This window comes from Rhizobium phaseoli (assembly GCF_001664385.1).
In the GTDB taxonomy this organism is placed as follows: Bacteria; Pseudomonadota; Alphaproteobacteria; order Rhizobiales; family Rhizobiaceae; genus Rhizobium; species Rhizobium phaseoli.
Genome location: NZ_CP013532.1, coordinates 2904008 through 2930097 on the forward strand (window position 1 = coordinate 2904008; position 26090 = coordinate 2930097).

Annotated in this window: 26 protein-coding genes and 2 pseudogenes; 14 read left to right on the forward strand and 14 right to left on the reverse strand. The window is 62.3% G+C overall.

Annotation, left to right across the window (positions count from 1 at the left end):
• Positions 1-160 precede the first annotated feature (160 nt).
• Positions 161-1207 (forward strand): NAD(P)-dependent alcohol dehydrogenase, encoded by a 1047-nt coding sequence (locus AMC88_RS14120; RefSeq protein ID WP_004674733.1) that lies wholly within the window; start codon positions 161-163, stop codon positions 1205-1207.
• A gap of 435 nt (positions 1208-1642) precedes the next feature.
• On the opposite strand, the pseudogene AMC88_RS14125 reads toward AMC88_RS14120, so the two are convergent.
• The 5 genes and pseudogenes from AMC88_RS14125 to AMC88_RS14145 form a co-directional block, all read right to left on the reverse strand.
• Positions 1643-3608, reverse strand: a pseudogene (locus AMC88_RS14125) (GTP-binding protein).
• 380 nt (positions 3609-3988) lie between these two features.
• Positions 3989-5254 (reverse strand): NAD(P)/FAD-dependent oxidoreductase, encoded by a 1266-nt coding sequence (locus AMC88_RS14130; RefSeq protein ID WP_064825460.1) that lies wholly within the window; start codon positions 5252-5254, stop codon positions 3989-3991.
• Positions 5255-5499: 245 nt separating this feature from the next.
• Positions 5500-6033 carry a BA14K family protein gene (locus AMC88_RS14135; protein ID WP_012484428.1) on the reverse strand — a complete coding sequence of 178 codons (534 nt, stop codon included), beginning with the start codon at positions 6031-6033 and terminating at the stop codon, positions 5500-5502.
• A 127-nt stretch (positions 6034-6160) separates the two neighbouring features.
• The gene (locus tag AMC88_RS14140) at positions 6161-6715 is read right to left on the reverse strand and encodes a hypothetical protein (protein ID WP_012484429.1); all 555 of its coding nucleotides are present in this window, start codon (positions 6713-6715) and stop codon (positions 6161-6163) included.
• Between the two features lie 26 nt (positions 6716-6741).
• Entirely contained in the window at positions 6742-7206 is a 465-nt protein-coding gene (locus AMC88_RS14145) for an Lrp/AsnC family transcriptional regulator (RefSeq protein WP_012484430.1), read from the reverse strand.
• Positions 7207-7360: 154 nt separating this feature from the next.
• Between AMC88_RS14145 and AMC88_RS14150 the strand changes: the two genes are divergently transcribed.
• The 5 genes and pseudogenes from AMC88_RS14150 to AMC88_RS34060 all read left to right on the forward strand — a co-directional run bounded on the left by AMC88_RS14150 (position 7361) and on the right by AMC88_RS34060 (position 11578).
• Positions 7361-8080 (forward strand): aspartate/glutamate racemase family protein, encoded by a 720-nt coding sequence (locus AMC88_RS14150; RefSeq protein WP_012484431.1) that lies wholly within the window; start codon positions 7361-7363, stop codon positions 8078-8080.
• A gap of 227 nt (positions 8081-8307) precedes the next feature.
• Positions 8308-9225, forward strand: coding sequence for a bifunctional helix-turn-helix transcriptional regulator/GNAT family N-acetyltransferase (locus AMC88_RS14155; RefSeq protein WP_010019845.1), 918 nt, complete (start codon positions 8308-8310; stop codon positions 9223-9225).
• 60 nt (positions 9226-9285) lie between these two features.
• Positions 9286-9903: a TetR/AcrR family transcriptional regulator gene (locus AMC88_RS14160; protein ID WP_012484432.1), complete on the forward strand. Its 618-nt coding sequence runs from the start codon at positions 9286-9288 to the stop codon at positions 9901-9903.
• Positions 9904-10041: 138 nt separating this feature from the next.
• Complete coding sequence (locus AMC88_RS14165; RefSeq protein WP_012484433.1) at positions 10042-11250, forward strand: MFS transporter; 1209 nt, start codon at positions 10042-10044, stop codon at positions 11248-11250.
• 98 nt (positions 11251-11348) lie between these two features.
• Positions 11349-11578: pseudogene (locus AMC88_RS34060) on the forward strand (DUF6429 family protein).
• A 17-nt stretch (positions 11579-11595) separates the two neighbouring features.
• Here AMC88_RS34060 and AMC88_RS14170 read toward each other — a convergent pair.
• Positions 11596-12009: a winged helix-turn-helix transcriptional regulator gene (locus AMC88_RS14170; RefSeq protein ID WP_012484434.1), complete on the reverse strand. Its 414-nt coding sequence runs from the start codon at positions 12007-12009 to the stop codon at positions 11596-11598.
• Between the two features lie 123 nt (positions 12010-12132).
• Here AMC88_RS14170 and AMC88_RS14175 point away from each other — a divergent pair, with 123 nt between their 5' ends.
• The gene (locus AMC88_RS14175; protein ID WP_064825461.1) at positions 12133-13038 is read left to right on the forward strand and encodes an SDR family oxidoreductase; all 906 of its coding nucleotides are present in this window, start codon (positions 12133-12135) and stop codon (positions 13036-13038) included.
• A 116-nt stretch (positions 13039-13154) separates the two neighbouring features.
• Here AMC88_RS14175 and AMC88_RS14180 read toward each other — a convergent pair whose 3' ends face one another.
• Complete coding sequence (locus AMC88_RS14180) at positions 13155-14987, reverse strand: WG repeat-containing protein (RefSeq protein ID WP_012484436.1); 1833 nt, start codon at positions 14985-14987, stop codon at positions 13155-13157.
• Between the two features lie 173 nt (positions 14988-15160).
• A complete protein-coding gene (locus AMC88_RS14185) occupies positions 15161-15913 on the reverse strand; it encodes a pyridoxine 5'-phosphate synthase (protein ID WP_012484437.1) in 753 nt (250 codons plus the stop codon).
• 453 nt (positions 15914-16366) lie between these two features.
• Here AMC88_RS14185 and AMC88_RS14190 point away from each other — a divergent pair, with 453 nt between their 5' ends.
• The gene (locus AMC88_RS14190; protein ID WP_010005836.1) at positions 16367-17059 is read left to right on the forward strand and encodes a MerR family transcriptional regulator; all 693 of its coding nucleotides are present in this window, start codon (positions 16367-16369) and stop codon (positions 17057-17059) included.
• A 46-nt stretch (positions 17060-17105) separates the two neighbouring features.
• On the opposite strand, the gene AMC88_RS14195 is transcribed toward AMC88_RS14190, so the two are convergent.
• Positions 17106-18233, reverse strand: a complete 1128-nt coding sequence (locus AMC88_RS14195; RefSeq protein ID WP_012484438.1) for an ATP-dependent DNA helicase — start codon at positions 18231-18233, stop codon at positions 17106-17108.
• Positions 18234-18302: 69 nt separating this feature from the next.
• Positions 18303-19229 (reverse strand): LysR family transcriptional regulator, encoded by a 927-nt coding sequence (locus AMC88_RS14200; RefSeq protein ID WP_012484439.1) that lies wholly within the window; start codon positions 19227-19229, stop codon positions 18303-18305.
• 131 nt (positions 19230-19360) lie between these two features.
• On the opposite strand from AMC88_RS14200, the gene AMC88_RS14205 reads away from it, so the two are divergent.
• The 3 genes from AMC88_RS14205 (at position 19361) to AMC88_RS14215 (ending at position 21973) form a co-directional block, all read left to right on the forward strand.
• On the forward strand, positions 19361-19840 hold the full coding sequence (locus tag AMC88_RS14205; RefSeq protein WP_012484440.1) for a carboxymuconolactone decarboxylase family protein: 480 nt from the start codon (positions 19361-19363) through the stop codon (positions 19838-19840).
• 141 nt (positions 19841-19981) lie between these two features.
• The gene (locus AMC88_RS14210; RefSeq protein WP_012484441.1) at positions 19982-20398 is read left to right on the forward strand and encodes a cupin domain-containing protein; all 417 of its coding nucleotides are present in this window, start codon (positions 19982-19984) and stop codon (positions 20396-20398) included.
• Between the two features lie 93 nt (positions 20399-20491).
• Positions 20492-21973: a mechanosensitive ion channel family protein gene (locus tag AMC88_RS14215; protein WP_012484442.1), complete on the forward strand. Its 1482-nt coding sequence runs from the start codon at positions 20492-20494 to the stop codon at positions 21971-21973.
• Here AMC88_RS14215 and AMC88_RS14220 read toward each other — a convergent pair whose 3' ends face one another.
• Positions 21974-22462, reverse strand: a complete 489-nt coding sequence (locus AMC88_RS14220) for an RrF2 family transcriptional regulator (protein WP_012484443.1) — start codon at positions 22460-22462, stop codon at positions 21974-21976.
• Between the two features lie 203 nt (positions 22463-22665).
• Between AMC88_RS14220 and AMC88_RS14225 the strand changes: the two genes are divergently transcribed.
• Genes AMC88_RS14225 through AMC88_RS14235 form a run of 3 tightly spaced genes read left to right on the forward strand, consistent with a single transcriptional unit; the run spans position 22666 to position 24371 of the window.
• Positions 22666-23046 (forward strand): COG4315 family predicted lipoprotein, encoded by a 381-nt coding sequence (locus AMC88_RS14225; RefSeq protein WP_004674773.1) that lies wholly within the window; start codon positions 22666-22668, stop codon positions 23044-23046.
• Positions 23047-23076: 30 nt separating this feature from the next.
• A complete protein-coding gene (locus tag AMC88_RS14230; RefSeq protein WP_010025744.1) occupies positions 23077-23592 on the forward strand; it encodes an RNA polymerase sigma factor in 516 nt (171 codons plus the stop codon).
• A complete protein-coding gene (locus AMC88_RS14235; RefSeq protein WP_012484444.1) occupies positions 23589-24371 on the forward strand; it encodes an anti-sigma factor family protein in 783 nt (260 codons plus the stop codon). Before AMC88_RS14230 ends, AMC88_RS14235 begins: the two co-directional genes overlap by 4 nt.
• Positions 24372-24374: 3 nt before the next feature.
• Here the strand turns inward: AMC88_RS14235 and AMC88_RS14240 are convergent, their stop codons facing one another.
• The 3 genes from AMC88_RS14240 to nthA are packed head-to-tail and all read right to left on the reverse strand — an operon-like array spanning position 24375 to position 25964.
• The gene (locus AMC88_RS14240) at positions 24375-24746 is read right to left on the reverse strand and encodes a nitrile hydratase accessory protein (protein WP_029531385.1); all 372 of its coding nucleotides are present in this window, start codon (positions 24744-24746) and stop codon (positions 24375-24377) included.
• Positions 24733-25392 (reverse strand): nitrile hydratase subunit beta, encoded by a 660-nt coding sequence (gene nthB, locus AMC88_RS14245; RefSeq protein ID WP_004674779.1) that lies wholly within the window; start codon positions 25390-25392, stop codon positions 24733-24735. Before nthB ends, AMC88_RS14240 begins: the two co-directional genes overlap by 14 nt.
• The gene (nthA, locus tag AMC88_RS14250; protein ID WP_012484445.1) at positions 25389-25964 is read right to left on the reverse strand and encodes a nitrile hydratase subunit alpha; all 576 of its coding nucleotides are present in this window, start codon (positions 25962-25964) and stop codon (positions 25389-25391) included. The genes nthB and nthA overlap by 4 nt, the downstream gene beginning before the upstream one ends.
• Positions 25965-26090: the final 126 nt, after the last annotated feature.

Genomic DNA, 26090 nt, shown 5'->3' on the forward strand with positions numbered 1-26090 from the left:
CCCTTATCTAGAGTGTCTTTGCCATTTCGCAAACAGCCGGGCGCCTCACTTTTGCAGGATCGTGCAAGAAGCCGAGAGGATCGCTCTAACGCCCTCGCCATGTTGCGGGCAATAGTGCGCCATCCCGCTCAACCCCTCCCAACCCCAAAGGAAGCTTCAGATGGCTATCGCAAAAGGCTATGCCGCAACCGACGCGTCGCAACCGCTGACCCCCTTCACCTTCGAGCGCCGCGAACCCAATGATGACGACGTCGTCATCGCGGTTCAATATTGCGGCGTCTGCCACTCCGACATCCACCAGGCCCGCAACGAGTGGGGCAACTCGATATTCCCGATGGTACCGGGCCACGAGGTTGCCGGCGTCGTTTCCGCCGTCGGCTCCAAGGTCACGAAATTCAAGGTCGGCGACCGCGTCGGCGTCGGCTGCTTCGTCGATTCCTGCGTCGGCTGCGCCACGCGTGATCTAGATTACGAACACTACCTGCCGGGCCTCGTCCCGACCTATAACGGCTATGAAGCCGATGGCACGACCCCGACCTTCGGCGGCTACTCCGACTCGATCGTCGTCAAGGAAGGCTATGTGCTGCGCTTCCCCGACAATATTCCGCTCGATTCCGGCGCCCCGCTGCTTTGCGCCGGTATCACGCTCTACTCGCCACTCGCGCATTGGAAAGCCGGTCCCGGCAAGAAGATCGCGATCGTCGGCATGGGCGGTCTCGGCCATATGGGCGTGAAGATCGGTGCTGCCATGGGTGCCGACATCACCGTCCTTTCCCAGTCGCTGTCGAAGAAGGAAGACGGTCTCAAGCTCGGCGCCAAGGACTATTATGCAACGAGCGACGCCGAGACCTTCACCAAGCTCGCCGGCACCTTCGACCTGATCATCAACACGGTTGGCACGGCAATCGATTGGAATGCCTATCTCAACCTGTTGAAGTCTGACGGCACAATGGTTCTGGTCGGCGTTCCCGAGCACCCGGTTCCAGTCCACGCCTTCTCGGTCATCGGCGGGCGCAAGAGCCTGGCGGGGTCGATGATCGGCTCGATCAAAGAAACCCAGGAGATGCTCGACTTCTGCGGCAAGCACAACATCGTCTCGGAGATCGAGAAGATCGATATCCAGAATATCAACGAAGCCTACGAGCGGGTGGTCAAGAGCGACGTCCGCTACCGCTTCGTCATCGACATCGCCTCGCTGGCGGCTTGAGGAATGCAGGGCGGCTCCTTCGGGAGCCGCTTTTTGTGGCGGCACTCGAACCTCCTCATGCTGAGGTGGGTAGCCCGCAGGGCGGAGCCTCGAAGCACGAGGCTCCGCCTTTTACGGGAAGCTTAAGAGTCATTCACGGCGCGGACGCGCCGTGGCTGGATTCCTGTGACGAGCACAGGAATGAGGGAGGTTGAGGTGAGCGCTTCGCATCAAATCTGCCCTCGCTATAAGGGCGTCGGATGGCTCGATGTAATGGCGCGGGGTTGCTGCATCCGTTGTCGGGGCGCCACTTCTCCTCCCTCATTCCTGTGCTCGTCACAGGAATCCAGCCACCGCGCGTCTGCGCGGTGAATGACCCCCCGCATGAGTGCGAGAAGAGACTGTCACTCCCTTCATCATCATCTCTCTTGAGGTGAGTCATTCACCCGAACCGCTTCAACCGTCTCGCGACCCGCGCTCCCCGCTTCCCCGCAACCACAGCAAATACTCCACCGGGTTGAACGGATCAGGCCCAAAACGCGGCCGCCGGCGCGGTGGCCCTGATAGCGGGGCATAGTGATCGAAAGCCGTCTCCATCGTCCCTGCCCCGCTCGTCAGCCCCGGCAATCGCTGCTGGACACTCTGGACCATCTGAGACGCCAGCGTGCCTTCGAGCTGGGCGACGCCATCAGCGATCACCGAATCCGTCGTCGTCGCGGCGAATTTCGCCAGCAGGGTCAGTACGCCGCTGAGGCTCTCGGCCGGCGTTTCGAGATGAAAGCGGTCGACCGGCTCGCAGAGGACGGTTTGCGCTGCCGAGAGCGCCGATGCCAGCACCCAGGGCGTCAGCTGGCGGAAATCGGCGGCGGTGCTGGCCGGTGAGCTGTGGCGCGCCGCCGTCATCGCCACATGGCAATCGATGACCTGCCAGCCGAAAATGCCCTGCTTCAGCGTTTCGAACACGGTTTCCTCGACCGCCCGGTAGAAGGCGACCGGCATCTGGCCGACATCCACTTCGAGCGCGAAGCTGTTGCCTGCCTCGGCAGGGCGCGGCTCGACTCGCAGGCCGATGGTGGCGAGAAACGGATTGGGCTCCTTGAAGAGGATCTGCAGGCCGCTTCCGATTGCCGCCGGCCTCTCGGCCAGGATGACGGTGCTTTCCTCGAAGCTCGCCTCAAGGCCGAAATCGGCCTGCAAGGTCGCCTGGATCACCTCCTTCTGCACCTCGCCATAGAGCGAAACGAAAACCTCGTCGGCCTCTTCGTTCCGGTGCAGGTTGATCAGCGGATCCTGTTCGGCCATCTGGCTCAACGCCAGCCACAGCGCGGCCCTCTCCGAAGGCCGCCGGGCAAGGACGCGCGTTTCGAGCGTCGGCGGCGCGAAGTGAACCCTTCCGGTAGCCCCCTGATCGCCGCCCACGGTATCACCGATCCGGGCGCCGGCAAGCCCGCTGACGCGCGCGATCTGTCCGGCGCCAAAACTCTCGGCGCCATGACTGCGCCCGCCCTGGAAGAGCTGGATAGCGGTTACTCTCTCCGGGCCATTCGGCAGATCGAGATATTGCCGCAGCCGCACCGTGCCCGCCGTCAGAGACACATAACACAGCTTCTCGCCGCCCCAGCCGCGCTCGATCTTGAAGATCTTGCCGGCGACCGGCCCATCCGGGTTGGGGTGCTGCTCGGGCAGGATCGCCGCGATGGCAGAGGCGAGCGCCGGCACGCCGGCGCCGGTCATCGCCGCGCCCGCAAAGACCGGATGCACCAGACCGCGCGCCACCTGATCGGCCAGAGAACAACCGAGCCTTTCCCCGGTCAGACGCTCGGGGTCGAGCACATAATCAGCGAGCAGGGCCTCGTCGTTTTCCCCGAGCGCCTCGCAGAGCGCCGAAAAAAGCGGCTCGTTCCCTGGGTCCAGCGGCTCCACCCGGGCAAGCTTGCCGCCGGCCTCGATGACCGAAGACATGGCGATGGGCCGGACCGCGAGCTGCGCGGCAAGCGCCTCCATGACCTCCCCGTACCGGGCACCGAGGCGATCGACCTTGTTGACGAAGAAGACGAAGGGAACGCCGATCCGCCGCAGCGCCCGCACCAGCACGCGCGTCTGCGCCTGCACGCCTTCGACGGCGGAGACGACGACCACCGCCGCATCCAGCAATCCCAGCACCCGCTCCACCTCGGCGATGAAATCCGGATGGCCGGGCGTATCGATCAGATTGACGGTCCTGCCGCCGATCGCAAACGACACCACCGGCCCGGATCGTGATGCCGCGCTGCCGTTCGAGTTCGAGCGTATCCGTCTGTGTATCGCCGCTATCGACGCTGCCGGGCTTGTCGATGACGCCGGCGTTAAAAAGCAGTCTTTCGGTAAGGCTAGTCTTGCCTGCATCCACATGGGCGAGGATGCCCAGATTCATAGTGCGCATGAACCACCACCTTCTCAGAAATTCGGATGTGATTTTCGTGAGAAGTGAATCGGCGCATTGGAACCTCTATCCGTTGTTACGGCTGGACGCGGCACCCCACGGTAGTGGGCAGACGCGGGCGGGATGCTAAGGGCGGGTGGGGAGATGTGTCAAGGTTGGGCGCGCCCCGGCACACCGATCAGCCCTCATGGTGAGGGTGAGGAGCAAAGCAATCGATCCAGCGAATCGATTGCAGCGATGAACGAAGGGCCGTCTCGAACCACGAGGGCGGGTGGCTGGGCGGTATCCGATATCGCAATGTAAATCGGCGGTGGCCGGCCTCGTCCTTCGAGGCCCCTTCGGGGCACCTCAGGATGAGGCCGGAGAGGCGGCGCAGGAACCTACCCCTCCTCCCGCATCGTCTCCCGCTGCGTAATGAGCCGGGCGCTGTGCTGGCCGCTCAAATAGATCCACAGCCAGTTCCAGGCGACGGTGAAACGCGAGCGGGTGCCGATCAGGAAGTAGATGTGAGCGAGGCCCCAGATCCACCAGGCGATCCAGCCTTTCAGCTTGATCCGGCCGAAATCGATGATCGCCGCACTTTGGCCGATGGTCGCCAGGCTGCCCTGGTGCCAATATTTGAAGGGCGCGGGCGCCGGTTTGCCGGACAGGCGGGCGCGGATGACCTTGGCGACGTAACCGCCCTGCTGCTTGGCGGCGGGCGCAATACCCGGCACCGGTTTGCCGTCCTCGCGCATGACCGAGGCGGTATCGCCGATAACGAAGACGTCGGGCAGATCCGGCGCGCTCAGGTCCTTTTCGACGACGACGCGCCCTGCCCGGTCGGCCGGCACGCCAAGCCAGCGGGCCGCCGGCGAAGCGGTGACGCCGGCCGCCCAGACGATCGTGCGGCTGGCGACGAAGGTCTCGCCGATCCGGACGCCATCGGCACTGCACTCGGTGACCGGCTTGCCGAGCAGCACTTCTACGCCGAGTTTCTCCAGCGCCCTTTGCGCATAGGCAGAAAGCTCCTCGGCAAAGGTCGGCAACACCCGCGGGCCAGCCTCAACCAGCACGACACGGGTCTTGCGCGTATCGATGTTGCGGAATTCCCTGGGCAGAGTGATATGCGCAAGCTCGGCGATGATGCCGGCGAGCTCGACGCCGGTCGGTCCGGCGCCGACGATGGTGAAGGTCAGAAGCGCGTCGCGCACGGCGGGATCGGTCTCCATCTCCGCCTTCTCGAAGGCGAGCAGCACGCGCCGGCGGATCGTCGTCGCATCTTCCAGCGTCTTCAGGCCGGGCGCCACCGGCTCCCATTCGTCATGGCCGAAATAGGCATGCGTCGCCCCGGTCGCCAGCACCAGCGTGTCGTAACCCAGAGTCATGCCGTTGCGGAGGGATACCGTCTTGGTGCTGCTGTCGACACCGGTGACCTCGCCGAGCAGCACCGTCACATCTGGCCGGTCGGCATAGAGGCGGCGGATCGGCCAGGCGATCTCCGAGGTGGAGAGGATGGTCGTCGCCACCTGATAGAGCAGCGGCTGGAAGAGATGATGATTGCGCCGGTCGACGAGCGTGATCCTCACGCCTGCGCCCTTTAACCCGTTGACGAGCTGCAGCCCGCCGAAACCGCCGCCTATAACCACGACATGATGATCGCTCATGACCTGCCCCTTTGCGCCATTTCGCTGAAAGCCAATGTGGCCTTCACCGCAAAGGTTGCAACCGCCGTTTCGGCATGCCTGCCCTGCGCTGGCGGCAATCGAGGGCACTCGGAATTATCGGCTTTCAGGGGATCGAGCCCGATGGAGGTTGTGGAGCGGAGACGCAGTTATCGCTGCCCAGGCCGAACCTCGATTGAGGAGCGGCCTGGAACCAGTTCACAGCTCAGTTTTGCCTTGCCTATCGATCAGGGACCGACACACTGGCGACGAGGTCCGTAATAGGGCTGGAACGTATTGTCGAATGCCCTGTACGAACGGTAGCGCGCATAGCACCAAGCCTCGTGGCTTCGGCCGCCTCCATAATAGGCAGACGACGCATAGGCGCGGTAGGGCCGGCCATAATAGCGGTAAGGCGAACCGTAATAGCCATAAGGCCGGCCATAATAACCGTAAGGCCGGCCATAATAGCGGTAGGGCGAGCCGTAATAGCCATAGGGCGAGCCGTAATACGAGCCGTAATAGGGCTGGGCCAGTGCGCCGCCTATGATCGTACCGACGGCCAGACCACCCAAAGCCCAGCCCCAGCCCGATCCATGACCATGATGGTAACCACCATGATGGCCGCCATGCCAGCGGCCGTGGCCGCCATGCCATTGCACGTTCTCTATCGGTTGCTGAGGTTCGATTCTGGGCGGGTTAATAGCCGGAAACGCCTGAGCCGGCGTGACGCCGGGGATACCTATGATCAAGCATAACGCGGCGACGGTTAGCTTTCTCATGACTGTTCTCCTCTACTCCTCCAAGAGGAGAGACTATCCTCCCCTCCTCCTGAACCAAAGGTGAACGTAGTATGTCGGAAAACGTTCCATATCGAGGCAAGTTAATCGCTATCGACGGCTCGAAGGATCATCGGCTCTTCAGGCAATCAAGCCTTGCTTTCTCCAGGAGGTTATAGACTTGCCGCACGCTGTCGATTCCCAAAAGCTGAGGGTCTTTCGACAGGCTGGGCGTCCAAACTCCCGCCGTCTTGTACCGCTGCGGGGAAGACACGCCGAATGTGATCGTCCCCGTCCCTAAGCTGCCCTCTTCCAGATTGATCGACGGCAGCAGCTCGAGTTGGGTGGCAGAGAAATTCGGAAGCAAACCGCTTCTGCGAATGATGACGCGCCGGTCGGTCAGCGCGTATTCCGTACGAGCCCGCACGGCCGCATCAACGACAAAGCGTCCGGCAATCAAATAAAGTCCTATCAGAACGAACGGGATACCCCATAGGCGCATGAATACAGGCGTCCCCGGCGTCGTCCAAACGCTCGTCTCCCAGAAGAGAGCAAAGCCGCCCCAAAAAAGCGAGAAGGGAACCAGGGCGAAATCCCATCTTGTCAGACGAAATCCCTGTGCGGGACGGCCGGACCAAAGAAGCTTTTCTCCGGGCAGGAAATAGCTATGAATGCCAATGCTCATATTATCGCAGCCCTCAAAATGCCGGCTTACCGCGCGTAACCCACGGGTATCGCCATTCCGTGTTTCAATTCTTCCATCGAGATCGAGGCCGAGACGTCGAAGAGTTCCAGCTTGCGCACGATCTGCTTGTAGATGACATCGTAATGCTCGACGCGCGGCAGCACGATTTTTAGGATGTAGTCGTGATTGCCGGTCAGCCGGTGCGCCTCGACGATTTCGGGGATGTCGCCGATAATCCGGCGGAAGGTTTCCGTCCAGTCGTCCGAGTGGTGCGCCGTCTTGACGAGGGCGAAGACCGTCGTCGGCACGCCCATGCTTTCCCGGTCGAGCACGACGATGCGCCGAAGAATATGGCCGCTTTCCTCCAGCCGCTGGATGCGCCGCGAGCAGGCCGAAACCGATAGCGCCACGCGCTCGGCAAGATCGCTCACGGATATGCCCGCATCCTTCTGCAGCATATCGAGAATACGTCTGTCACGATCGTCCAGCATTGTATGATCTAAACATTGCGCCCTGATTTTGCGCGATTTCGCCAAACCTCGCAAAATCGTAGCACATATTGCTCGCAAAGAACAAACAACGCAAACACGCCGCGCCGGCATTGCGGCATCATTTTCGAAACTCGAAGCATGGGAGCATGAAGAGATGGAAACGATCGGCCTGATCGGCGGCATGAGTTTCGAAAGTTCTGCGGTCTATTACCGCCTCGTCAACGAGATGGTGCGCGCCCGCAGGGGCGGCCTCGCCTCGGCCGAAATCATCTTGCATTCGGTCAATTTCGAGGAAATCGTCGCGCTTCAGAAGGCTGGCGACTGGGCGGGAGCTGCCCGCCGCCTCGGCGATGCGGCGGAGCGCCTCCAGGCGGCCGGCGCCGGCTGCATCCTGATCTGCACCAACACCATGCACCTGATCGCCGATGAAGTCGCCGCCAAGGTCTCAGTACCGCTGATCCATATCATCGACGAGACGGCGAAATCACTGCAGGCCGCCGGCCGCAAGCGGCCGCTGCTGCTCGCCACGCGTTACACGATGGAGCACGGCTTCTACGGCGAGCGGATGAAGAGCCTCGGTCTCGATATCATGGTGCCGGAGGCCGCCGACCGCACCACCGTGCACGACATCATCTTCAACGAGCTCTGCGCCGGCAGGGTGCACGACCGTTCGCGCGAAAAGCTGATCGACATCATCGACCGCGCCGTCGAGAATGGCGCCGACAGCATCATCCTCGGCTGCACCGAGATCTGCCTGATCCTCGATCCCGACCGCCTGCCGCTGCCGGGCTTCGACACCACCACGATCCATGCCCGGGCGGCCGTCGAATTTGCGCTTGGCGGCGAGGAAGAGGAAACGGAAGAGGCTGCTTGAGGGTGCCTCCAATTTAGTTGACTCAGTCCACTAAATGAATGACAAATATCTCCATCCGGAGATGTCGTCCGCCTGTCAGACGGCCACCTTCTTTCGTCATGCTCGGGCTTGTCCCGAGCATCTGCCTCCATTCGATAGGGCAGCAGATCCTCGCACAAGGCCGAGGATGACGTCGAGCGAGGAACGAGCCTTTTCAGCGGTGGCGAGATCTCCATCCGGAGATCACCATGTCCGATACCGCCCTCATCGAAACCGCCCGTGATTTCAACCGCTTCTACACGAATTTCCTCGGCCTGCTGAACAAGGCCTATCTCGACTCGCCCTATACGCTGACGGATGCCCGCATCCTCTTCGAGATCGGCTCGCATGACGGCGTCAGCGCCACCGCACTTATCCGAGACCTGCATCTCGATCCCGCCTATCTCAGCCGCATCCTCAAGCGTTTCCGCGCCGAGGGACTGATCGAGACCAGTCCCGATCCGGCCGATCTGCGCAGCCAGATCATCACCGTCACCGATCGGGGACACGGAGAGTTCGAGGAACTCGGCCGGCGCGCCAATGCGCAGATCGCCGCCCGTTTCGACATGCTCGCCACCGGCGAGCCACAGGCCGTCGTCGCGGCCATGGACACGATCCGCGCGCTGCTCGACCCGGCGACCAAGCCGACACCCGCCATCATCCGCCCCCACCGCGCCGGCGACATCGGCTGGATCGTTCAGAGCCAGGGCCGCTTCTATGCCGAGGAATATGGCTGGGACCTGCGCTTCGAGGCGCTGGTCGCCGAGGTCGCCGGCAAATTCCTCGCCAATTTCGATCCCACCATGGAATACTGCTGGATCGCCGAACGTGGCGGCATCAATGTCGGCTCGGTCCTGGTCACCAATGGTGGCGATAGCATCGCCAAGCTACGGCTGCTCTATGTCGACAAATCAGCCCGCGGCCTCGGGCTCGGCAAGCTGCTGGTCGACGAATGCATCCGCTTCTGCAGGCAGAAGGGTTACCGCGAGCTTTCGCTCTGGACCAACGACATGCTGGAGACCGCCCGCGCCATCTATATTAAGGCTGGCTTCCGCCTTGTCTCCGAGGAGAGACATCGCATGTTCGGGCCGGAGGCCAACGGCCAGACCTGGGTTCTCACTCTCTGATTTGCTGCACTGCAAATGTTTTGCTTGATTTGGAAACGATCATTTCCTAATTAGGCAAACATGAACGCAACGCTCCTTCACGAGAAGACCCGAAGCCGCGGCCGCCCGCGCGAATTCGACGCCGAGGCTGCACTCGATGCCGCCCTGCGCGTCTTTTCCGAGCGCGGCTACCACGCCGCTTCGATCAGCGAGCTCACCGAAGCCATGGGCCTTGCCGCCGGCAGCGTCTACAAGGCCTTCGGCGATAAGCGCGGCATCTTCCTCGCCGCCTTCGATCGTTATCGCGCCGTGCGCCGCGGCCTGCTCGACGCCGAACTCGCAAGCGTCGAGACCGGCCGCGACAAGCTCCATGCACTGATCACCTTTTTTGCCGGCTCGTCCCACGGTGAAATCGGCAGGCAGGGCTGCCTCGTCGTCGGCAGCGCCGGCGACCTCGCTCTCTTCGACGAGGAGGCGGCCGAACGCGTCGCTACCGCCTTCATGACCGACGAGGCGCTTTTGGCCGACCTGATCCGTCTCGGCCAGGCCGACGGCTCGATTTCTTGGAATGTCGATGTCTCTGCCACATCGCTGGCGCTGCTCTGCCTCACCAAGGGCATGCGCGTCATCGGCAAGACGGGCCGCAGCGGCGAAGAAATGGCGGCCGCCGCCGAAGCCGCGATGAAACTGGTGACATGACACTCCCCCGGCGTGCCCGGCACTCCCGGAGTGCTCGGCACTCCCGGAGTCCCGCACTTCCCTGGGCCGCGGCGGGAAACGGGTGGCCGGCGGCAAGACGATTTGCGACTAATCCTTTCAATCATACCGGAGTCTCTGATGAGCATTTCAGCCACTACGCCGGATAATGCCATTCCCCGAGCGCTATCCCCCTGGCTCACCTTCCTTTTCGCCGCCGCCTGCGGGCTGGTGGCCGCCAATCTCTATTATGGCCAGCCGCTGGCCGGCCCGATCAGCGCCGATCTCGGCTTCACGCCGGCCGCCACCGGCCTGATCGTCACGCTGACGCAGATCGGTTATGGCCTCGGCCTGCTGCTGATCGTGCCGCTCGGCGACCTCACCGAAAATCGCCGCCTGGTGCTGCTGCTGATTTCCGTCTCCGCCCTCGCCCTGATCGGCGCTGCGCTGTCTTCGACGCCGGCCATGTTCCTCACCGCCTCGCTGTCGATCGGCCTTGCCTCGGTCGCCGTCCAGGTGCTCGTGCCCTTCGCCGCCAACATGGCGCCGGATGCGACGCGCGGCCAGGTCGTCGGCAACGTCATGAGCGGCCTGCTCTGCGGCATAATGCTCGCCCGCCCCTTCGCGAGCTTTCTCGCCGAGGCGTCGTCCTGGCACATGGTCTACTACATCACTGCGGCATTGATGATCGTGCTCGCCATCATCCTACGCGCCAACCTGCCGGTCCGCGTGCCGAAGACGAAGCTCGGCTACGGCGAGCTGCTTGCCTCCATGGCGCATCTGGCGTTGACCTCGCGCGTGCTGCAGCGCCGCGCCCTTTACCAGGCCGGCATGTTCGGCGCCTTCAGCCTGTTCTGGACGACGACGCCGCTGCTGCTTGCAAGCCCGGCCTTCGGCCTGACGCAGAACGGCATCGCCCTCTTCGCGCTTGCCGGTGCTTCAGGCGCCATCGCCTCGCCGATTGCCGGCCGGCTTGCCGACCGCGGCATGACGAAGGTCGCCTCGACGATCGCCATGCTGCTCGGCATGGCGTCCTTCCTGATCAGCCATTTCGCCGACGACGGCTCGCTCACCGCCCTGATCCTGCTGACGGTCGCGGCGATCACGCTCGATTTCGGCGTCACCACCAATCTTGTCTGCGGCCAGCGCGCCATCTATGGGCTGAACCCGGAACATCGCAGCCGGCTGAACGGCCTCTTCATGGCCACCTTCTTTACCGGCGGCGCGATCGGCTCGGCACTCGGCGGCTGGGCCTATGCCACCGGCGGCTGGTCGATGACCGCCTGGATCGGCTTCGCCTTCCCGGCGCTCGCCTTCCTGCTGTTCCTGACGGAACGGCGCGAAAGGTAAGACGGCCTGATGTATCACCCCGAAAATCGGAGTCGATTTCGGGGTGATACGTAGGTTAAGGTGGCTAGATTTTTTCTCTCTTACGGGGTGTTTCCGGCATGGAGATAGATAAAGAAAAGATCGACGATGCCGTCCTGGCATTGCTCTGGCTGACGCTGCATGAGGGGATCGGGCCTGGAAGGGTTTCGACTGGGACGTACTCGACGGTCTGCATCAGAAGGGCCTGATTGCCAATCCGGCGGGCAAGGCCAAGTCCCTCGTTCTCAGCGACGAAGGTTTAAGGCGATCGGAGGAATTGTTTCGCGCGCTGTTTACGCGCGCGAAGTGACAGAGGCTCTCACCACTCTAGTTATCGACGGAATCGAAACGTGAGCGGGCGGCGCGAACGGAATCATGATTCGCTTCGGCCCAGTTCAACAACTGCGACAGCGGCTGGTAGAGCGAGCGGCCGAGTTCGGTCATCGAATATTCGACGCTCGGCGGCTTGGTCGGAAAGACCTCGCGGGCGATATAACCATCCCTCTGCAGATCACGCAGCGTCTGCGTCAGCATGCGCTGCGAGATATCGGGAAGCATCCGCCTGAGTTCGCCGAAGCGGCGTGGCTCGGCTGCCAGCACTTCCAGCAGCAGCGTCGACCATTTGCCGCCGATCTGCTGCATCATGTCCCGGACCGGGCAGTTGGAAAAATCGAGGGCGGCGAGGTCGATTTCGCGCCGCGCCCCCGGCATCCGGTTCTTCAGATTGAGGACGCCGCTCATCTCTCGGTTCCCTTTTGGTAACTTACAGCCGAAAAGCTGCCTCCTTTACAGGGTGAAGTCAATTCCTATTCTAGCGTTAGTCTCTTTTTGAGACCACCTCGCACAACGCAGAAGGAACGACCTATGAGCGAAACCATCCTGGTCACCGGCGCTGCCGGACAGCTCGGCCAGCGTGTCATCCATCACCTTATCGAGACCTACAAGGTCGCCCCCGGCAAAATCGTCGCGGCGACACGCAGCCCGGAAAAACTCGCCGAACTCGCAAGCAAGGGCGTTCTCACCCGCAAGGCCGATTTCGATGACGCGGCCGGCCTGGAACAGGCTTTCTCCGGCATCGACCGGCTGCTGATCATCAGCACCGATGCGCTCGATACCCCCGGCAAGCGCCTGACCCAGCATAAGGCAGCCGTCGCTGCTGCCGCCAAGGCTGATGTCAAGCACATCGCCTACACCTCGATGCCGGCGCCGGACAATTCGCTCGTCACCTTCGCACCTGACCATCTCGGCACTGAAAACGCCATCAAGGCGAGCGGCGTCGCCTACACGATCATCCGCGACTCCTGGTATCACGACAATTATCTGTATGGAATGCCGCATAACCTGCAGGGCGGCAAATGGTACAGCGCCACCGGCGCCGGCAAGGTCTCGACCATCTCGCGCGACGACTGCGCCCTGGCGATCGCCGCCGCGCTCGCCTCCGGCACGTCCGAGAGCGCCACCTACACGCTGACGGGCGCGGTGTCGCTGAACAACCGCGAGATCGCGGCCATCGTCTCCGAAGCATCAGGCAAGCCACTCGAAGTGGTCGACGTCAATGACGAACAGCTTGGCCAAGGCATGCGCGGCGCCGGCCTCCCCGGCTTCGTCGCCGACATGCTGGTCTCCGCCGACGCCAACATCCGCGCCGGCAATTTCGACATCGTCACCGGCGATTTCACCAAACTGACCGGCAAACAGCCGCAATCGCTGAAGGATTTCTTCGTAGCGCATAAGGCCGCGCTGACGTCACCTGGTAACGGAGGCCATTGAGCTTTCCGCTCATCCCTGCGCTGCCGCAGGAATGAGCGGACACCGAATTTGCATGCTGAATCCCGTATCACATTAGATGTCTGACTAACGACACTGACGCGTCGGAGGGTCACTCTTCAGAGTTGCGAAACGAAGCCAGGCGGTTTGTCCCTAAGGTTAAGCCCGTATTCGAGCTCGGCTCGCATCCAGAGCACACCGCTTTCGTAGGGGTCGTCGGACATTGTCTCGGTTCGCGCGTCGGCGGTGTTGCTGTCAGCCCAGTTCTTGACGCACGCGACGCTCTCTCGTTTCCGCTCATTCCGATCGATTGCACACCATTCTCGTCGTTCGTCGAACGGAACCCATGCGAGACCATCCCGGAAACAGCTGATGGCCCGATATTTCGCCTCGACGACGATATTGCCGGCAGCATCTTGAATGCCCCAAAGCAAGGTTCCGTTCGAATTCCTCGAGACGAGCTGTCCGCCGTCGGTTCCGCAGCGCAATTTTGATCGCCGATCCTCCAGGCGGCGCGGCTCGGAGACTTCGCGTCCAGATGCATCGATCCAAAACGTGCGCCCATCCTTCGATACCGCATAGGAGCCGGAATCGGGTCGCATCTCGTCGAACTGCGGAGCGAGGGCCATCACACCGTCGCTATTCAATATTCCCCATTTACCCCCAACCTTGACGCCGGCATAACCACCGCTGAAACCAAACTGACTCTGAAATGAAGGCGGATCGACAAGCAGTTTGCCGTCCTGCTTCAAAAACCCCCATTTTCCATTGTACCGAACCGATACAGGGAATTCGCAAGTCATGTAGGTGTTGTCAAAAAGGTACGGAACCGTCGGCTTTCCCTCCGCTCCAACGACCTGAATACGGTTGTCGCGGTGGATGAATTTGATACCCGAAGGACATGCCGCCCACGCCTTCCCGTCCTCCGGGTCGGGCACCTGATCCCCGGCCCGGTTGAGTCCGATCCACTGGCCGTCGACCAATATCCTGGCCGCCTCGCCGGAATAATCCGGCAGGCTTGCATCATCAAACAGACGCCCACCAAGCAACCGTCCAGCATCGTCAAGGATGCCCACTTTCTGGTCTTTACTCACACGGTAAAAACCGTTTCGATAATCCTGGATCCAAAATTGCCGTGGGGCGATAATAATCTGGCCGTCTCGGCCGATCACGCCGCATTGGGTGGCGTCGGCCCGGTCACGTTGGCTCGACTGGCCTTTGTGTCCAGCCGACCCGCCATAACAGGCAATTGCTCTTCCTCCACTAAATTTACCGGCTGTTTCGAAGCGAGGTTCGATCTTCCAGCCTCCGTCGGGAGCAAGCAATCCGTATCGTTTATCTCCCGGTTGAGCGGCCCAAGCGAAAGTGCTGAATTCGAATTCTTTGATGGTCAGCTCGTCCTTCAGTATCTTTCCTGAAGGCAGATCGACAAGCAGATAGGGGTGATCGATCCTCTCAAAAAACAGTTCGTCGAACATGAAACGCGGGAAGCCAATAGGATCCGGCACGACCGCTTTGCCGGGACGAACGAGCGCCGCCCCGGCTCCGAATGGAATGGCGCGCGCATAGTTCGGCGACAGCAGAAACTTTCCCGTTCTATCGATAATTCCTGCCTTACCACCGACCACCACTTCGGCATGACCCTTGCGAAATCTGCGGGCAAGGTCGAATGCAGGCGCGATCACCATCTTACCATTCGAATTGATATAGCCGAATTTCCCCTCGGAACGCACGGCAGCCAGCCCCTCCGAGAAAGGCAGTGCAACTTCAAACTTGTGATCGATCCGCGGTTCTAACGTCGCTCTGTCGACATAGCCGCAAAGAGCGTAGGCGCCGCCGCACCTTTCCACCCATCTTTCCGGCCGGGGATCGGCGACGCCGGCTCCACCGGAGCAGAGAAAAAATGCCCACGCTGCCGCGACGAACATATAATGACGCGTAACTACTCGCATCCCATCCCCTCCGGTTGAAAGAACTAGGAGATGAGCATGTGTTGGAAATATGGCCACTTCGCAGGTCGGATGTCACGAGCACAGGAATCCCGCGCCCTCACTCGTGGGCACGGGAAACCCCTGCAATGCAGCAAATTAGTCGCTGCCACTACACAAGAAGGAAACGACCTTCCTCAAACCACCTGCCCACACGCCCGGCAGAACCGGCGCACCGTCTCGGCCATCCCGTACTCCAGCGCATCGGCGGTCAGTCCGTGGCCGATCGAGACTTCGGCCAGATCCGGGATCCGCTTCACCAATGCCGGCAGGTTGGCGACCGTCAGATCGTGCCCGGCATTGACGGCAAGGCCGATGGCGAGCGCGGCATCCGCGGTCTTCCCAAGCGCTTCGAGGATCGGCGCTGCCCGTTCCGGCGCGTCGTAGCAGCCGCCATAGGGGCCGGTGTAAAGTTCGATCCGATCGGCGCCGACTGCCTTGGCGATTGTTACCGCCTGCGCATCCCCATCGCCGTCGGCAAAGAGGGAGACGCGGCACCCCATCGTCTTCAGCCGCCCCACGACATCGGTCAGGAACGCCTGGTGCTTGCGGAAATCCCAGCCGTGGTCGGAAGTTGCCTGCGAGGGATCGTCGGGCACCAAGGTCACCTGCTCGGGGGCCGCGCCGGCGCAGAGATCGAGGAACTCCGCAGTCGGATAACCTTCGATGTTGAACTCGGCATTCGGAAATTCGTCGTCGATCAGGTTGCGGATGACCGGCAGGTCGGAAAAGCGGATGTGACGCTGGTCGGGGCGCGGATGCACGGTCAAGCCGCTGGCGCCTGCGGCAAGGGCGATTCGCCCGAGCGCTTCGACGCTCGGCCAGGGCAGGTCACGTCGGTTGCGCAGCATGGCGATGGCATTGAGGTTCACGGAGAGCTTGGCGGGCATGTCTGGCATCCATCGGTGACGAAACAAGAGGCCCTACTTTTAAGCCATGAGCCTTCCAATGGCCAACGAGATTCGCAGATGGGTGCGATGCCGGTCGTTGATGAAATCCAAGCATTTCAGTCGGACTTCGGTGGCAAGCGTACCGCAAACAGTAATTCCCGTCGCCTTCGAAGACATCCGCCCAATGCGGCGGCGCAGCACATGTTATGCTGCAGCACAGAAGGCATACCGGCAAAATATGCCCTTCCGTTGCTATCCCATTTAAAAGAGATTATTTTTAGCACTTATAAAAAAGTTCGTTCACGCATAACGTGGGCATTGTGTCGCGTAAACGTAAGCCGCGTACTGCTTCTTTCCCACCGAAAAGACAGCCTAGAGGAAACCCCACTCGCCGCGCCCGGGAAGCAACTGGCAAAACCGCATGAGGTGCAACAAGATGCCCTAGGAGGGTTCATGCCAGACGGTTCCAAACGCCTGTTTGCTGCCGCCGGTTTCGCTTCGGAGGCCCGGTCGAAATACCGGTTCCTGCCTTCCGCCGCGCTGCCGCCGGATCTGCCGGAAGGTCCGGTGCCCATTGCCGATATGGCCAACGCATTCGGCGTTACGCACAGGACGCTGCATTTCTACGAAGAGAAGGGATTGATTTCGGCCAATCGCATCGGCCTGATGCGGGTCTACGGCCAGGACGACGTGATGCGCATGGCCGTCATCACCGTCTGCCGCGAGACGGGCATGCCGATTGCCGTGATCCAGGAATTGATGGACGAGCTCCGCAAAGCCGATTCGCAGGAAAAGGCCGAGGCAATGTTCCGCGAGGCCCTACAGGTGCGCCGGCGCGAACTGACGGCGGAGATGTCGACGCTGCACCGCCAGCTCCAGCAGGTCGGCGACCTTCTCGATTACGACGGCAGCGTCGAGACGCAGCCGCTCAACGACAACCAGGATAATTCCAGTCTGACCTCGCAGGAAAGACGTTGCCTGGAACTGATGGCGGAAGGCTATTCCACCCAGCGCATCGCCCGAGCGCTCGATCTGAAACACGACGAGACGAGGGATCTCGAAGCCGGAATCATCCTGAAATTCCGCGCCAACAACCGCTTTCAAGCAATCGCCAAGGCTGTCCTGCTCGGCATCGTGCAAGCCTGACGCCTGCCGGCCGACGGCCGCCACCGTCCTTCCCACCGAAACCGGTTCAGCGAACGATCGTCAGCGTCTCCGCCGCGCGGGTGATCGCCGTATAAAGCCAGCGCTCGCGCGTATCGCGAAAGGCCCAGCTCTCGTCGAAGAGCACGACGTCGTTCCATTGCGAGCCCTGCGCCTTATGGACGGTCAGGGCATAGCCGTAGTCGAACTCGTCATAACGCTTGCGGGTGTTCCACGGGATCTCGCCTTCGACATCCTCGAAGGCCTGCTTCAAAAGCTTGATCTTGGCCGCGCCCCGATCCATGTCGTCGTCCTCGGGACGGACGAGCAGGTTGATGCCGGGCTTCGTCGTTTCCTTCGACGAGGTCATCACCTGCCAGAGCGAGCCGTTCAGCAGGCCCTTGGCCGGGTCGTTCCGGAGGCAGACGAGCTTGTCGCCGGTCTGCGGATAATCGGCGCTGAAGCCCTTCAGCTCTCGCAGGCGCTGATTGTAGCGCCGCCGCGTCCTGTTGGTGCCGACGAGCACCTGGTCGGCGTCGAGCACCAGCTGCTGCGTCACCTCGTTCTTCGAGATCACCTTGGCGGTGCCGTAATCGCCATACATCACCTCATTGCCCTCGCGCACCTGCATGGCGAGTTTGATGATCGGATTGTCGCGCGCCTGGCGGTGGATATCGGTGAGCAGGTAATCCGGCTCCTGATTGGTGAAGTAACCGCCGCCCGAAACCGGCGGCAGCTGGCCGGGATCACCGAGCACCAGGATCGGCGTGCCGAAGCTCATCAGATCCTTACCGAGCGCCTCGTCGACCATCGAGCATTCGTCGACGATGATCAGGGCGGCTTTGGCGACCGGGCTCTGCCGATTGATCGAAAACATCGGCGCGATCGAGGTCTTGCCGGTCTCCTCGTCCTCCACCGCTTCTTCGCCGCGCGGGCGATAGATCAGCGAATGGATGGTCTTGGCGTTGGAGGCGCCGCGCGAGCGCAGCACCTGCGCGGCCTTGCCGGTGAAGGCGGCAAAAAGGACATCGCCGTCGACATTCTCGGCGAAATGCCGGGCAAGCGTCGTCTTGCCCGTCCCGGCATAGCCGAACAGGCGAAAGAGCGGCGAGCGCCCTTCATTCAGCCATTTCGAAACAGCCTTCAGGGCTTCGTCTTGTTGCGGCGCAAATTGCATGATCAGCGACTTGGCAGGATTCGCCGGCGTTAGGCAAGGCGGAAAACGGCAAATCGTCCGGCCGGACGATCATGCCTCCCACGGCCGGCCCGTACCGCTCGCACACACCGACGGGTCTTGCGTCATTGCGCCGATGAGAAAATCCAGAACCGTCTTGACGCGCAGCGGCATGTTGCGCCGCGAGGGATAGACGACGGTGACCGGCAGCCGGCTCGGCTGGAAATCCTTCATGACCGGAACCAGCCGGCCGGCGGCGATATCGGGCGTCGCGATGATGTGCGAAAGCACTGCGAGTCCCGCTCCGGCAAGGGCCGCCCGGTGAATGGCGACGGCATTGCAGGCGGTCAGCCGCGGCGAAATCCTGACCGATATGTCTTCCGAGCCATTCGAGAAGGACCAGCTGTTAGCCTCGCCTGCCCTGGTGTACCAAAGGCATTCGTGATCCTTGATGTCCCGCGGCGTGCGCGGAGCCGCCTTGCGCGCGAGATAGGCGGGAGACGCGACGAGGAACGCCGTCGTCCAGCCGATCCGCCGGCAGACGAGGCTGCTGTCGGCGACCGGGCCGAGGCGCACTTCAAGGTCCAGGCGCTCCTCAATCATGTCGGAACTCTCCTCCCTGAAGAGCAGTTCAACCGAGAGTTTCGGATGCGCGGCAAGCAGATCACCGAGCCGCTCGCTGAGATAGAGGCCGAGCGGCGCGGGAACGCTAAGCCTGACCTTCCCTGAAGCCATGGCGCCCTCAGAGCCGGCCGCATCGCCGAGCTCCTCCACCGCTTCGATGATCCTGAGCGCCATCGGCAGCATCCGCTCCCCTTCCGCCGTCAGCGACAGGCCGCTCGTTGTGCGGTGCAGGAGGCGCGTGTTGAAATGGCCTTCCAGCGCTGCGACCTGCCGCGAGACCGCCGGCTGCGTCACGTCGAGATCGTGCGCCGCCGCCGAGAAGGACCCCGTCTCGACGACGCGTTGGAAGGTTCGCAATGCCGAAACGATATCCATCCCCGCCCCCTCATACTTTTGCGCATAGGCTTTATGCGGGCAAACTAAGGGAGAATGGCTTTACAGTCCAGCAATAACGGATATTTTTTATCCATAAGGATATAAAATGTCCTTAATTAAAGGAGAAAGTTATGACCCAGCGACTGAATTACGCCCAGCAGTCCCCCGAGCTCTTCAAGAAATTCATGGAATTCAGCATGGCGCTGAAGAGCAGCGTGATCGACGAAAAGCTTCAGGCCCTCATCGAGATCCGCGCTTCGCAGATCAACGGATGCGGCTTTTGCCTCGACATGCATGTGAAGCAGGCAAAAATCTTCGGCGAGAGCGAATTGCGGCTCCATCACGTCGCCATCTGGCGGGAATCGAACCTGTTCGTTCCCCGCGAGCGCGCCGCCCTTGCGTGGACCGAAGCCCTGACGAAGCTGCCGGAAGGCGGCATTTCCGATGAGATCTATGAACGGATTCGCGGCCAGCTTTCGGAAAGGGAAATCTCGGACCTAACCTTCGTGGTCATGGCGATCAACGCCTGGAACCGCGTCAATGTCGGCTTCAAGACGGTGCCCGGCTCGGCCGACAAGGCCTATGGCCTCGACAAGGCCGGCCTGAACTAAACCGCACAATTCATTGGGAAGATTCGACTTTGACGCTGCCGGGATCCCGGCAGCGAACGGAGATCCGTCATGCCGAGCCCAGGTTACGTGGCCTACCGACGCGGCCGCTCGGGCGCGTCGTTCCCAACCATGGGGATTCTGATGATCAGACAAACAATCCTCGCCGCCGGCCTTGCTCTTCTGGCTGCCACCGGCGCCAGTGCCGGTGACGGCAGCAAGGCTGCCAAGGTCACGCTCGTCTACGAGCATGAGCTTCCGAACGTGCCGGGCAAGAGCATCAAGGGCGTGCTGGTCGAATACGGCCCGGGTGGATTCTCCGAAGGCCATACCCATCCCGACACGGCCTTCATCTACGCCACTGTGCTCGAAGGATCGATCCGCAGCCAGGTCAATGACGGCCCGGTCAAGACCTATCATGCCGGTGCGAGCTTCTCCGAAATGCCGGGCGACCGCCACGGCGTCAGCGCCAACGGCAGCAAGACGAAGCCCGCCCGCCTGCTCGCCGTCTTCGTCGTCGACACCAAGCAGAAAGAGCTGACCTTCCCGCTGAAGAAGTGACGATCGGCCGATGGCCGCCCACCCCGAGCACTCTGCTTGCGCGGGCGGCCGTCATGCCGGATCATGTGCCGCCGCCCATCCGGAGACAGAGAAATGATTTACGACGCGCTCTTCGGCAACCCTTTGACATCGCTCACAGCAGTCGGATTTGCCGGCATCGTCGTCTGGTTTTTCCTCTCCAGCCAGCGGCCGACGACGCGGCTGGTGGTGCAGATCCTGTTCTTCGGCGTGATGACAGTGATCCTCGTCGGCAGCGGCATCGAGCCACACAGGTTTCAGGGCTACGACTCCCGCGATCCGCAGGCCCTGCTTGTCATTCTCGCGAAGTCGCTCTGGTGGGTCCACCTGGCATGGGCCGTCATCGGCTTCATCAGGCTCTATCTGGTGCTGGAGGGCAGCCCGCGAGAAGCGCGCCTGCTGCAGGACCTCGTCATCGGCGTCGTCTATATCGGCATGGCGCTCTCGATCCTGGCCTTCGTCTTCGGCGTACCGATCGGAACCCTGGTCGCTACCTCCGGGGTGGTCGCCATCATTCTCGGCCTGGCGCTGCAGAACACTCTCGCCGACGTCTTCTCCGGCATCGCGCTGACGCTCGGCCGGCCCTATGTCATCGGCGACTGGATCCTTTTGAGCGATGGCACGGAGGGCCGCGTCATCGAAAGCAACTGGCGCGCCACGCATATCCTGACCGGTGGAAACAATGTCGTCGTCCTGCCGAACAGCTTTCTGGCCAAGCTCGCCCTGACCAATGTCAGCCGGCCGGACGAGACCCACCTCCTCATTCTTGCCATCCGCATCGCGCCGACGAGAATGCCATCCTCGATCCGCCACGTCATGGTATCGGCGCTCGCGAGCTGCAATTCGATCGTGCGCGACCCGCCTCCGGTCGTCGCATTCAAAGGGCTCGATGCCACCGCGCTCGAAGTCGAGCTGCAGTTTCGGGTGACGAGCCCGAGCCAGCGGGCGGCGGCACGAAACGAGGTGCTCGACCGCGTCTATCGCCACTGCAAATCGGCAGGCCTGCTTCTGGCCGTTCCTGCATCCGCGTCGATTCTGACTGCCAACCTGCCGACGGAAGAAACCGCGCAGCCGCCGAGCGTGACGCCACTTGCGCTGATCGACGCCATTCCGATCTTTGCGGCCCTGACGGTCGATGAGAAGCAGAAGCTCGCCGAGACCACCTCCGTCAGGGAGTTCCGCAAGGGCGATGTGATCGTGCGGGAGGGCGAAATGCTGCCCTCGCTGATGATGCTGCGGGCCGGCGTTATCGGCGCGCGGCATCGAGGCGAGGAGCGCGGGCGGCTGGCGCCCGGCGATTTTTTTGGCGAGACCGGCCTGCTCGCCGGCATGCAGGAAGTCTGCACCCTGGAGGCGCTGACACCGGTGACGGTCTATGAAATCGATCAGGAAGCCTTTGCGCCGCTGCTGGCCGAACGCCCGCTGCTGGCCGAAGAAATCGCCGAAGACCTCGCCGGCCGCGCCGAACGTTTTCGTGACGGCGCGGCTTTACCGCCCGAACAGGCGCGCAATGCGCATGCCATCCTGAAAACCATCAGGACCATCTTCAGAGCATAATCAGCCGGCCCGTTTGAGAACCCATTGGAACGTGCTCTGCCAGATGTCGTGCGGTACCTCTTGCGACAGGCTATCGACGAGATCGGAAAGCCGCACACGCCTCAGCGTCTCCCGCCAAGCCTCGTCGGCTTCCCACATGATACGGGCGACGGCGCAGGGCTTGCTGTCGCAATAGCCGGCCGGCCGGCACGGGTTGTTCTCGCGGATATTCGTGCAGGTGAAGCTGCGCGCCTTGCCCTCGACCGCTTCGACGATGTCGAGGAAGTTGATTTCGCACGAGGCCCTGGCAAGCCTGTAGCCGCCGCTCGGGCCGAGCGTGGTATCGACGAGGGACGCCTGTGACAGGCTCTGCAGCGCCTTGGAGAGATATTCCTTCGGCAGACCATGAAGCTCCGCGAGCGCCTTGGTGGAGAGATACCTGCCTTCGGGCAGGCCCGCGAGAATGGCACAGCAATGAAGCGCCCACTCGACCTGGCTTTTCAGAATCATTCAACGACTCGTGCGGCTGGGCTTGCGAATAGATTAAGGATAAACAGTATCCTCAAATAAGCCTGATGTAAATGAACCGCCAGAGCAGCATGTTGCTGCACCCGCCATCAGAGCTTTTTCCTCCGCCTGGAATAAACCCGCCTGCTCCGGTGTCTCATCAAAGGTATCGCAGAATTGCGTGCCCCAACCCGAGGAGAGACATCATGAAATCCGTGAAATTCCTGTCCGTCGTGGCGGCTGGCGCCCTTGCCGCAACCGCAGCTTTCGCCGCCGCTCCCGTCAAGACAGTCGAGTCCACCAAGGGCAAGGTTCTTGCCGGCGAAAACGGCATGACCCTCTACACCTTCAAGAAGGACGCCAAGGGGGTTTCCAACTGCAACGGCGATTGCGCCAAGAACTGGCCGCCGCTGATGGCGTCTGGCGATGCCAAGGCCGATGGTGCATATTCGATCATCGATCGCAAGGATGGCACGAAGCAATGGGCCAAGGACGGCATGCCGCTCTATTTCTGGGTCAAGGACAAGAAGATGGGCGACATTACCGGCGACGGCGTTGGCGGCAACTGGGAGCTTGCCAAGCCTTGATGGCCAGAGCCTGATACAAAGAGAGCCGGCGTGAAGACACCCGCACCCGAAAGCTTCGAGGGCCAGGTCCTGGCCCTCCTCCCCTCACTGAGGCGCTATTCGCGAAGCCTGACGCGCTCGGATGCCGATGGCGAGGATCTGCTCCAGGATTGTGTCGAGAAGGTGCTGGCGCGCCGCGGCCAGTGGCGCGGCCTCAATCTGCGCGGCTGGGTCCTGACGATCATGACCAATCTCTATCGCAACGGCCGGCGCGGCAGGGCGCGCGACGGCATGGTCGAACTCGACGCGGCGGAGGATATGGCCTCGCCCGAACCGCCGGCCGATCCGCTGGAGCGCGCGCGGCTCGACGATGCGCTGAACAGCCTTTCGGAGGAATACCGCGCCGTGCTGATGCTCGTCGTCATCGAGGGATATAGCTACAGCGAGGTCGCCGCCGCGCTCGAAATCCCGATCGGCACCGTCATGTCCCGCCTGTCACGCGCCCGCCAGCGCATCGCCGAGCGGCTGAAGGCCGATAACGTCATTACGCTTCGGAGACCGAAATGAACGAGACCAATCCGATCGTCACCGAAGCCGATCTCCACGCCTATGCCGATGGCCAGCTGGCGGAAACGGCCCGCGCCCGCGTCGAGGCCTTCCTTGCCGACAATCCCGATGAGGCGGCGATGGTCGCCGAATGGCAGGGGCAGAATACCGGCATCAAGACGCTGTTTTCAGGCTATGAGAAGGCCAAGGACACCGATGCCCTACTCGTCGCCCCGCCACGCGCGGCCTCCTCCGCGCCGAATCGCTGGATGGCCGCCGCCGCGGCCCTGCTCGTCTTCGCGCTCGGCGCCGTCAGCGGCCATTATGGTCCCACACTTCTTCAGAAGCCGGACCTGCGGCTTACAGGCTCCGAGACTCTGCCGAAACAGGCCGCGACCGCCTTCACCGTCTATGCCGCCGAGGTTCGCCACCCCGTCGAGGTCTTCGCCGACGAGGAGGCTCATCTCGCCACCTGGCTCGGAAAGCGGCTGGCAATCGAGAATTTGAAGATCCCCGACCTGCAGTCGCTCGGCTTCAAGCTGGTCGGCGGCCGCCTGCTGCCGGTCGACGGCAGGCCGGGCGCGATGTTCATGTATGAGAACCAGGCCGGCGAACGCCTGACGGTCATTGTCGGCCGCAACAGGGAAAACCGCACGACGAGCTTCCGCTTCGCCTCGTCGGGCAATCTCGAAACCTTCTACTGGATCGACGGCGAACTCGGCTACGCCGTCACCGGCGAAATCTCGCGTGAGACGCTGCGAGGCGTCGCCGAGGAATGCTACCGGCAGTTCCCTTCTTGAGGGTCAGCGTTTCGGATCGTTGGCGAGCTCGATCGGCTGCCCATGCGGCGTCGCTTCGGCCGCCCGCTGCCAGCTTTGCTGCAGGTCGAGAATGGCGGAGGCATCCGCTATGCCGCGGCTGACCAGCAATTCGGAGAGGGCCGCCACCCAGCAGTCGAAATAATCGCTGCCGTCGTCGGCGCGGCCGGGCTGATGCAATTGCCGCGAAAGCGTTTCCGCCCATTCGCTCCAGGCAAACAGCCCCTTCTCATGTAGATGCACGGTCATGGCGAAAGCTTCGGCCGCCCAGGGCTCGGGAAAGACCGGCGCGCCTTCCGGCGACTTCGGCAGGCCTGGCGATTGCGCCAGCTGCGAGGGCACCTCACACGCGCTCAAGATAGCTCTCCCACGCATCGATCGAGACCGTCAGCGACGGATCCGCCCCCTCGCCCCAGATCTCGCCGCCGTCGAAGACGACGGTGTAGAGCCATTGCGGATTTTCGCCTTTGCCATGCGCATTGTCGTCGGGAAAGACGAAGGAGCCTTGCACCGCTTCGACGACGCCCGTCTTGGCGCGCGCATAACGCGGCAGCCGCGTATGGGTGGCCGGATTGAAATTCCTCGTCCTCACCGTCTCGCCGACGGCAAAGCGCGGCGCGGTTTCGACGGGACGATCGCAAGGCCCGCCCCTTGCCAACACGGCCGGCACCATCTCCGCCTTCAGCACCCGCTTCGGTGCGGTACCTTCCTGCAGCCTGTGGCCGGACAGCAGTTCCTCGCGCGTCGCAAAGCCGTGCCGCGCAAGCAGCGTCTCGACGCCACGGATCCAGATCTCGTAATAGCTCGCGGCGAGGTAATCGGCCGGCGGGATGTTTTCGCGCGCATGCCGGCTTTCATCGATCGTCCAGGCGCCGAAAGCGCCGCAGGAAAGGGTGATGCCGAGCGCCCGCTTTTCCCATTCGGCATGGAAATACGGCTCGTCCTTTTCCGGCGCGACAGGCCCGAAGCCCATCTGCCCGCCGAGATCGTGCGGTCCGTTCATGCGAGCGCCTCCGGGCTGCCGGCCACCGCCGTACCGATCATCGCGTCGCGGCTGACGAGACCGGCAAGTGCGGCCTCATCCATCCCGTCCGTGCCCTCCGGCCGCTCGGGGATGACGAGATAACGCAGCTCCGCCGTCGAATCCCAGACGCGGATCTTCTTGTCCGCCGGCAGCGTCAGCCCGAATTCGGCAAGCACGCCGCGCGGATCGATGACGGCACGTGAACGATAGGCCGGCGCCTTATACCAGACGGGCGGCAGGCCGAGCACGGACCAGGGATAACAGGAGCAGAGCGTGCAGACGATGAGATTGTGGGTATCAACAGTGTTGAAGACTGCGCGCATATGCTCGCCCTGCCGGCCGGTATAACCGAGGCTTGCAATCGCCGCCGTCGCATCGCGCTTCAGCCAGTCGGCAAAATCAGGATCGCTCCAGGCTTTGGCAACGACACGCGCGCCGTTCCTCGGCCCCACCTTCGTCTCATAAGTCTCGACAATCGCATCGATCGCCGCCGGATCGATCAAACCCTTCTCCGTCAGCAGCGTCTCCAGCGCTTTGACGCGGGCCTGCATGTCGGAGTAATGGTTGTCGTGGGCATGATCGTGGTGATGGTCGTGATCGTCATTGTGGTCGTCGTGCAAGGCAATATCCTCCCGGAACGGCGATCGGCCGCCCTGTTTCCTCAATGCGCGTGGCAC

Excerpts from the sequence above, each read along its gene's own strand:
- AMC88_RS14165 (WP_012484433.1), top strand. The coding sequence starts at position 10,042 with ATGAGCATTTCAGCCACTACGCCGGATAATGCCATTCCCCGAGCGCTA.
- AMC88_RS14160 (WP_012484432.1), top strand. The coding sequence starts at position 9,286 with ATGAACGCAACGCTCCTTCACGAGAAGACCCGAAGCCGCGGCCGCCCG.
- AMC88_RS14200 (WP_012484439.1), bottom strand. The coding sequence starts at position 19,229 with ATGGATATCGTTTCGGCATTGCGAACCTTCCAACGCGTCGTCGAGACG.
- AMC88_RS14185 (WP_012484437.1), bottom strand. The coding sequence starts at position 15,913 with ATGCCCGCCAAGCTCTCCGTGAACCTCAATGCCATCGCCATGCTGCGC.
- AMC88_RS14220 (WP_012484443.1), bottom strand. The coding sequence starts at position 22,462 with ATGATTCTGAAAAGCCAGGTCGAGTGGGCGCTTCATTGCTGTGCCATT.
- AMC88_RS14130 (WP_064825460.1), bottom strand. The coding sequence starts at position 5,254 with ATGAGCGATCATCATGTCGTGGTTATAGGCGGCGGTTTCGGCGGGCTG.
- AMC88_RS14195 (WP_012484438.1), bottom strand. The coding sequence starts at position 18,233 with ATGCAATTTGCGCCGCAACAAGACGAAGCCCTGAAGGCTGTTTCGAAA.
- AMC88_RS14120 (WP_004674733.1), top strand. The coding sequence starts at position 161 with ATGGCTATCGCAAAAGGCTATGCCGCAACCGACGCGTCGCAACCGCTG.
- AMC88_RS14175 (WP_064825461.1), top strand. The coding sequence starts at position 12,133 with ATGAGCGAAACCATCCTGGTCACCGGCGCTGCCGGACAGCTCGGCCAG.
- AMC88_RS14135 (WP_012484428.1), bottom strand. The coding sequence starts at position 6,033 with ATGAGAAAGCTAACCGTCGCCGCGTTATGCTTGATCATAGGTATCCCC.
- AMC88_RS14150 (WP_012484431.1), top strand. The coding sequence starts at position 7,361 with ATGGAAACGATCGGCCTGATCGGCGGCATGAGTTTCGAAAGTTCTGCG.
- nthA (WP_012484445.1), bottom strand. The coding sequence starts at position 25,964 with ATGCAGGCCCGCGTCAAAGCGCTGGAGACGCTGCTGACGGAGAAGGGT.
- AMC88_RS14180 (WP_012484436.1), bottom strand. The coding sequence starts at position 14,987 with ATGCGAGTAGTTACGCGTCATTATATGTTCGTCGCGGCAGCGTGGGCA.
- AMC88_RS14225 (WP_004674773.1), top strand. The coding sequence starts at position 22,666 with ATGAAATCCGTGAAATTCCTGTCCGTCGTGGCGGCTGGCGCCCTTGCC.
- AMC88_RS14145 (WP_012484430.1), bottom strand. The coding sequence starts at position 7,206 with ATGCTGGACGATCGTGACAGACGTATTCTCGATATGCTGCAGAAGGAT.
- AMC88_RS14155 (WP_010019845.1), top strand. The coding sequence starts at position 8,308 with ATGTCCGATACCGCCCTCATCGAAACCGCCCGTGATTTCAACCGCTTC.
- AMC88_RS14170 (WP_012484434.1), bottom strand. The coding sequence starts at position 12,009 with ATGAGCGGCGTCCTCAATCTGAAGAACCGGATGCCGGGGGCGCGGCGC.
- AMC88_RS14210 (WP_012484441.1), top strand. The coding sequence starts at position 19,982 with ATGATCAGACAAACAATCCTCGCCGCCGGCCTTGCTCTTCTGGCTGCC.
- AMC88_RS14190 (WP_010005836.1), top strand. The coding sequence starts at position 16,367 with ATGCCAGACGGTTCCAAACGCCTGTTTGCTGCCGCCGGTTTCGCTTCG.
- AMC88_RS14205 (WP_012484440.1), top strand. The coding sequence starts at position 19,361 with ATGACCCAGCGACTGAATTACGCCCAGCAGTCCCCCGAGCTCTTCAAG.
- nthB (WP_004674779.1), bottom strand. The coding sequence starts at position 25,392 with ATGAACGGACCGCACGATCTCGGCGGGCAGATGGGCTTCGGGCCTGTC.
- AMC88_RS14235 (WP_012484444.1), top strand. The coding sequence starts at position 23,589 with ATGAACGAGACCAATCCGATCGTCACCGAAGCCGATCTCCACGCCTAT.
- AMC88_RS14215 (WP_012484442.1), top strand. The coding sequence starts at position 20,492 with ATGATTTACGACGCGCTCTTCGGCAACCCTTTGACATCGCTCACAGCA.
- AMC88_RS14140 (WP_012484429.1), bottom strand. The coding sequence starts at position 6,715 with ATGAGCATTGGCATTCATAGCTATTTCCTGCCCGGAGAAAAGCTTCTT.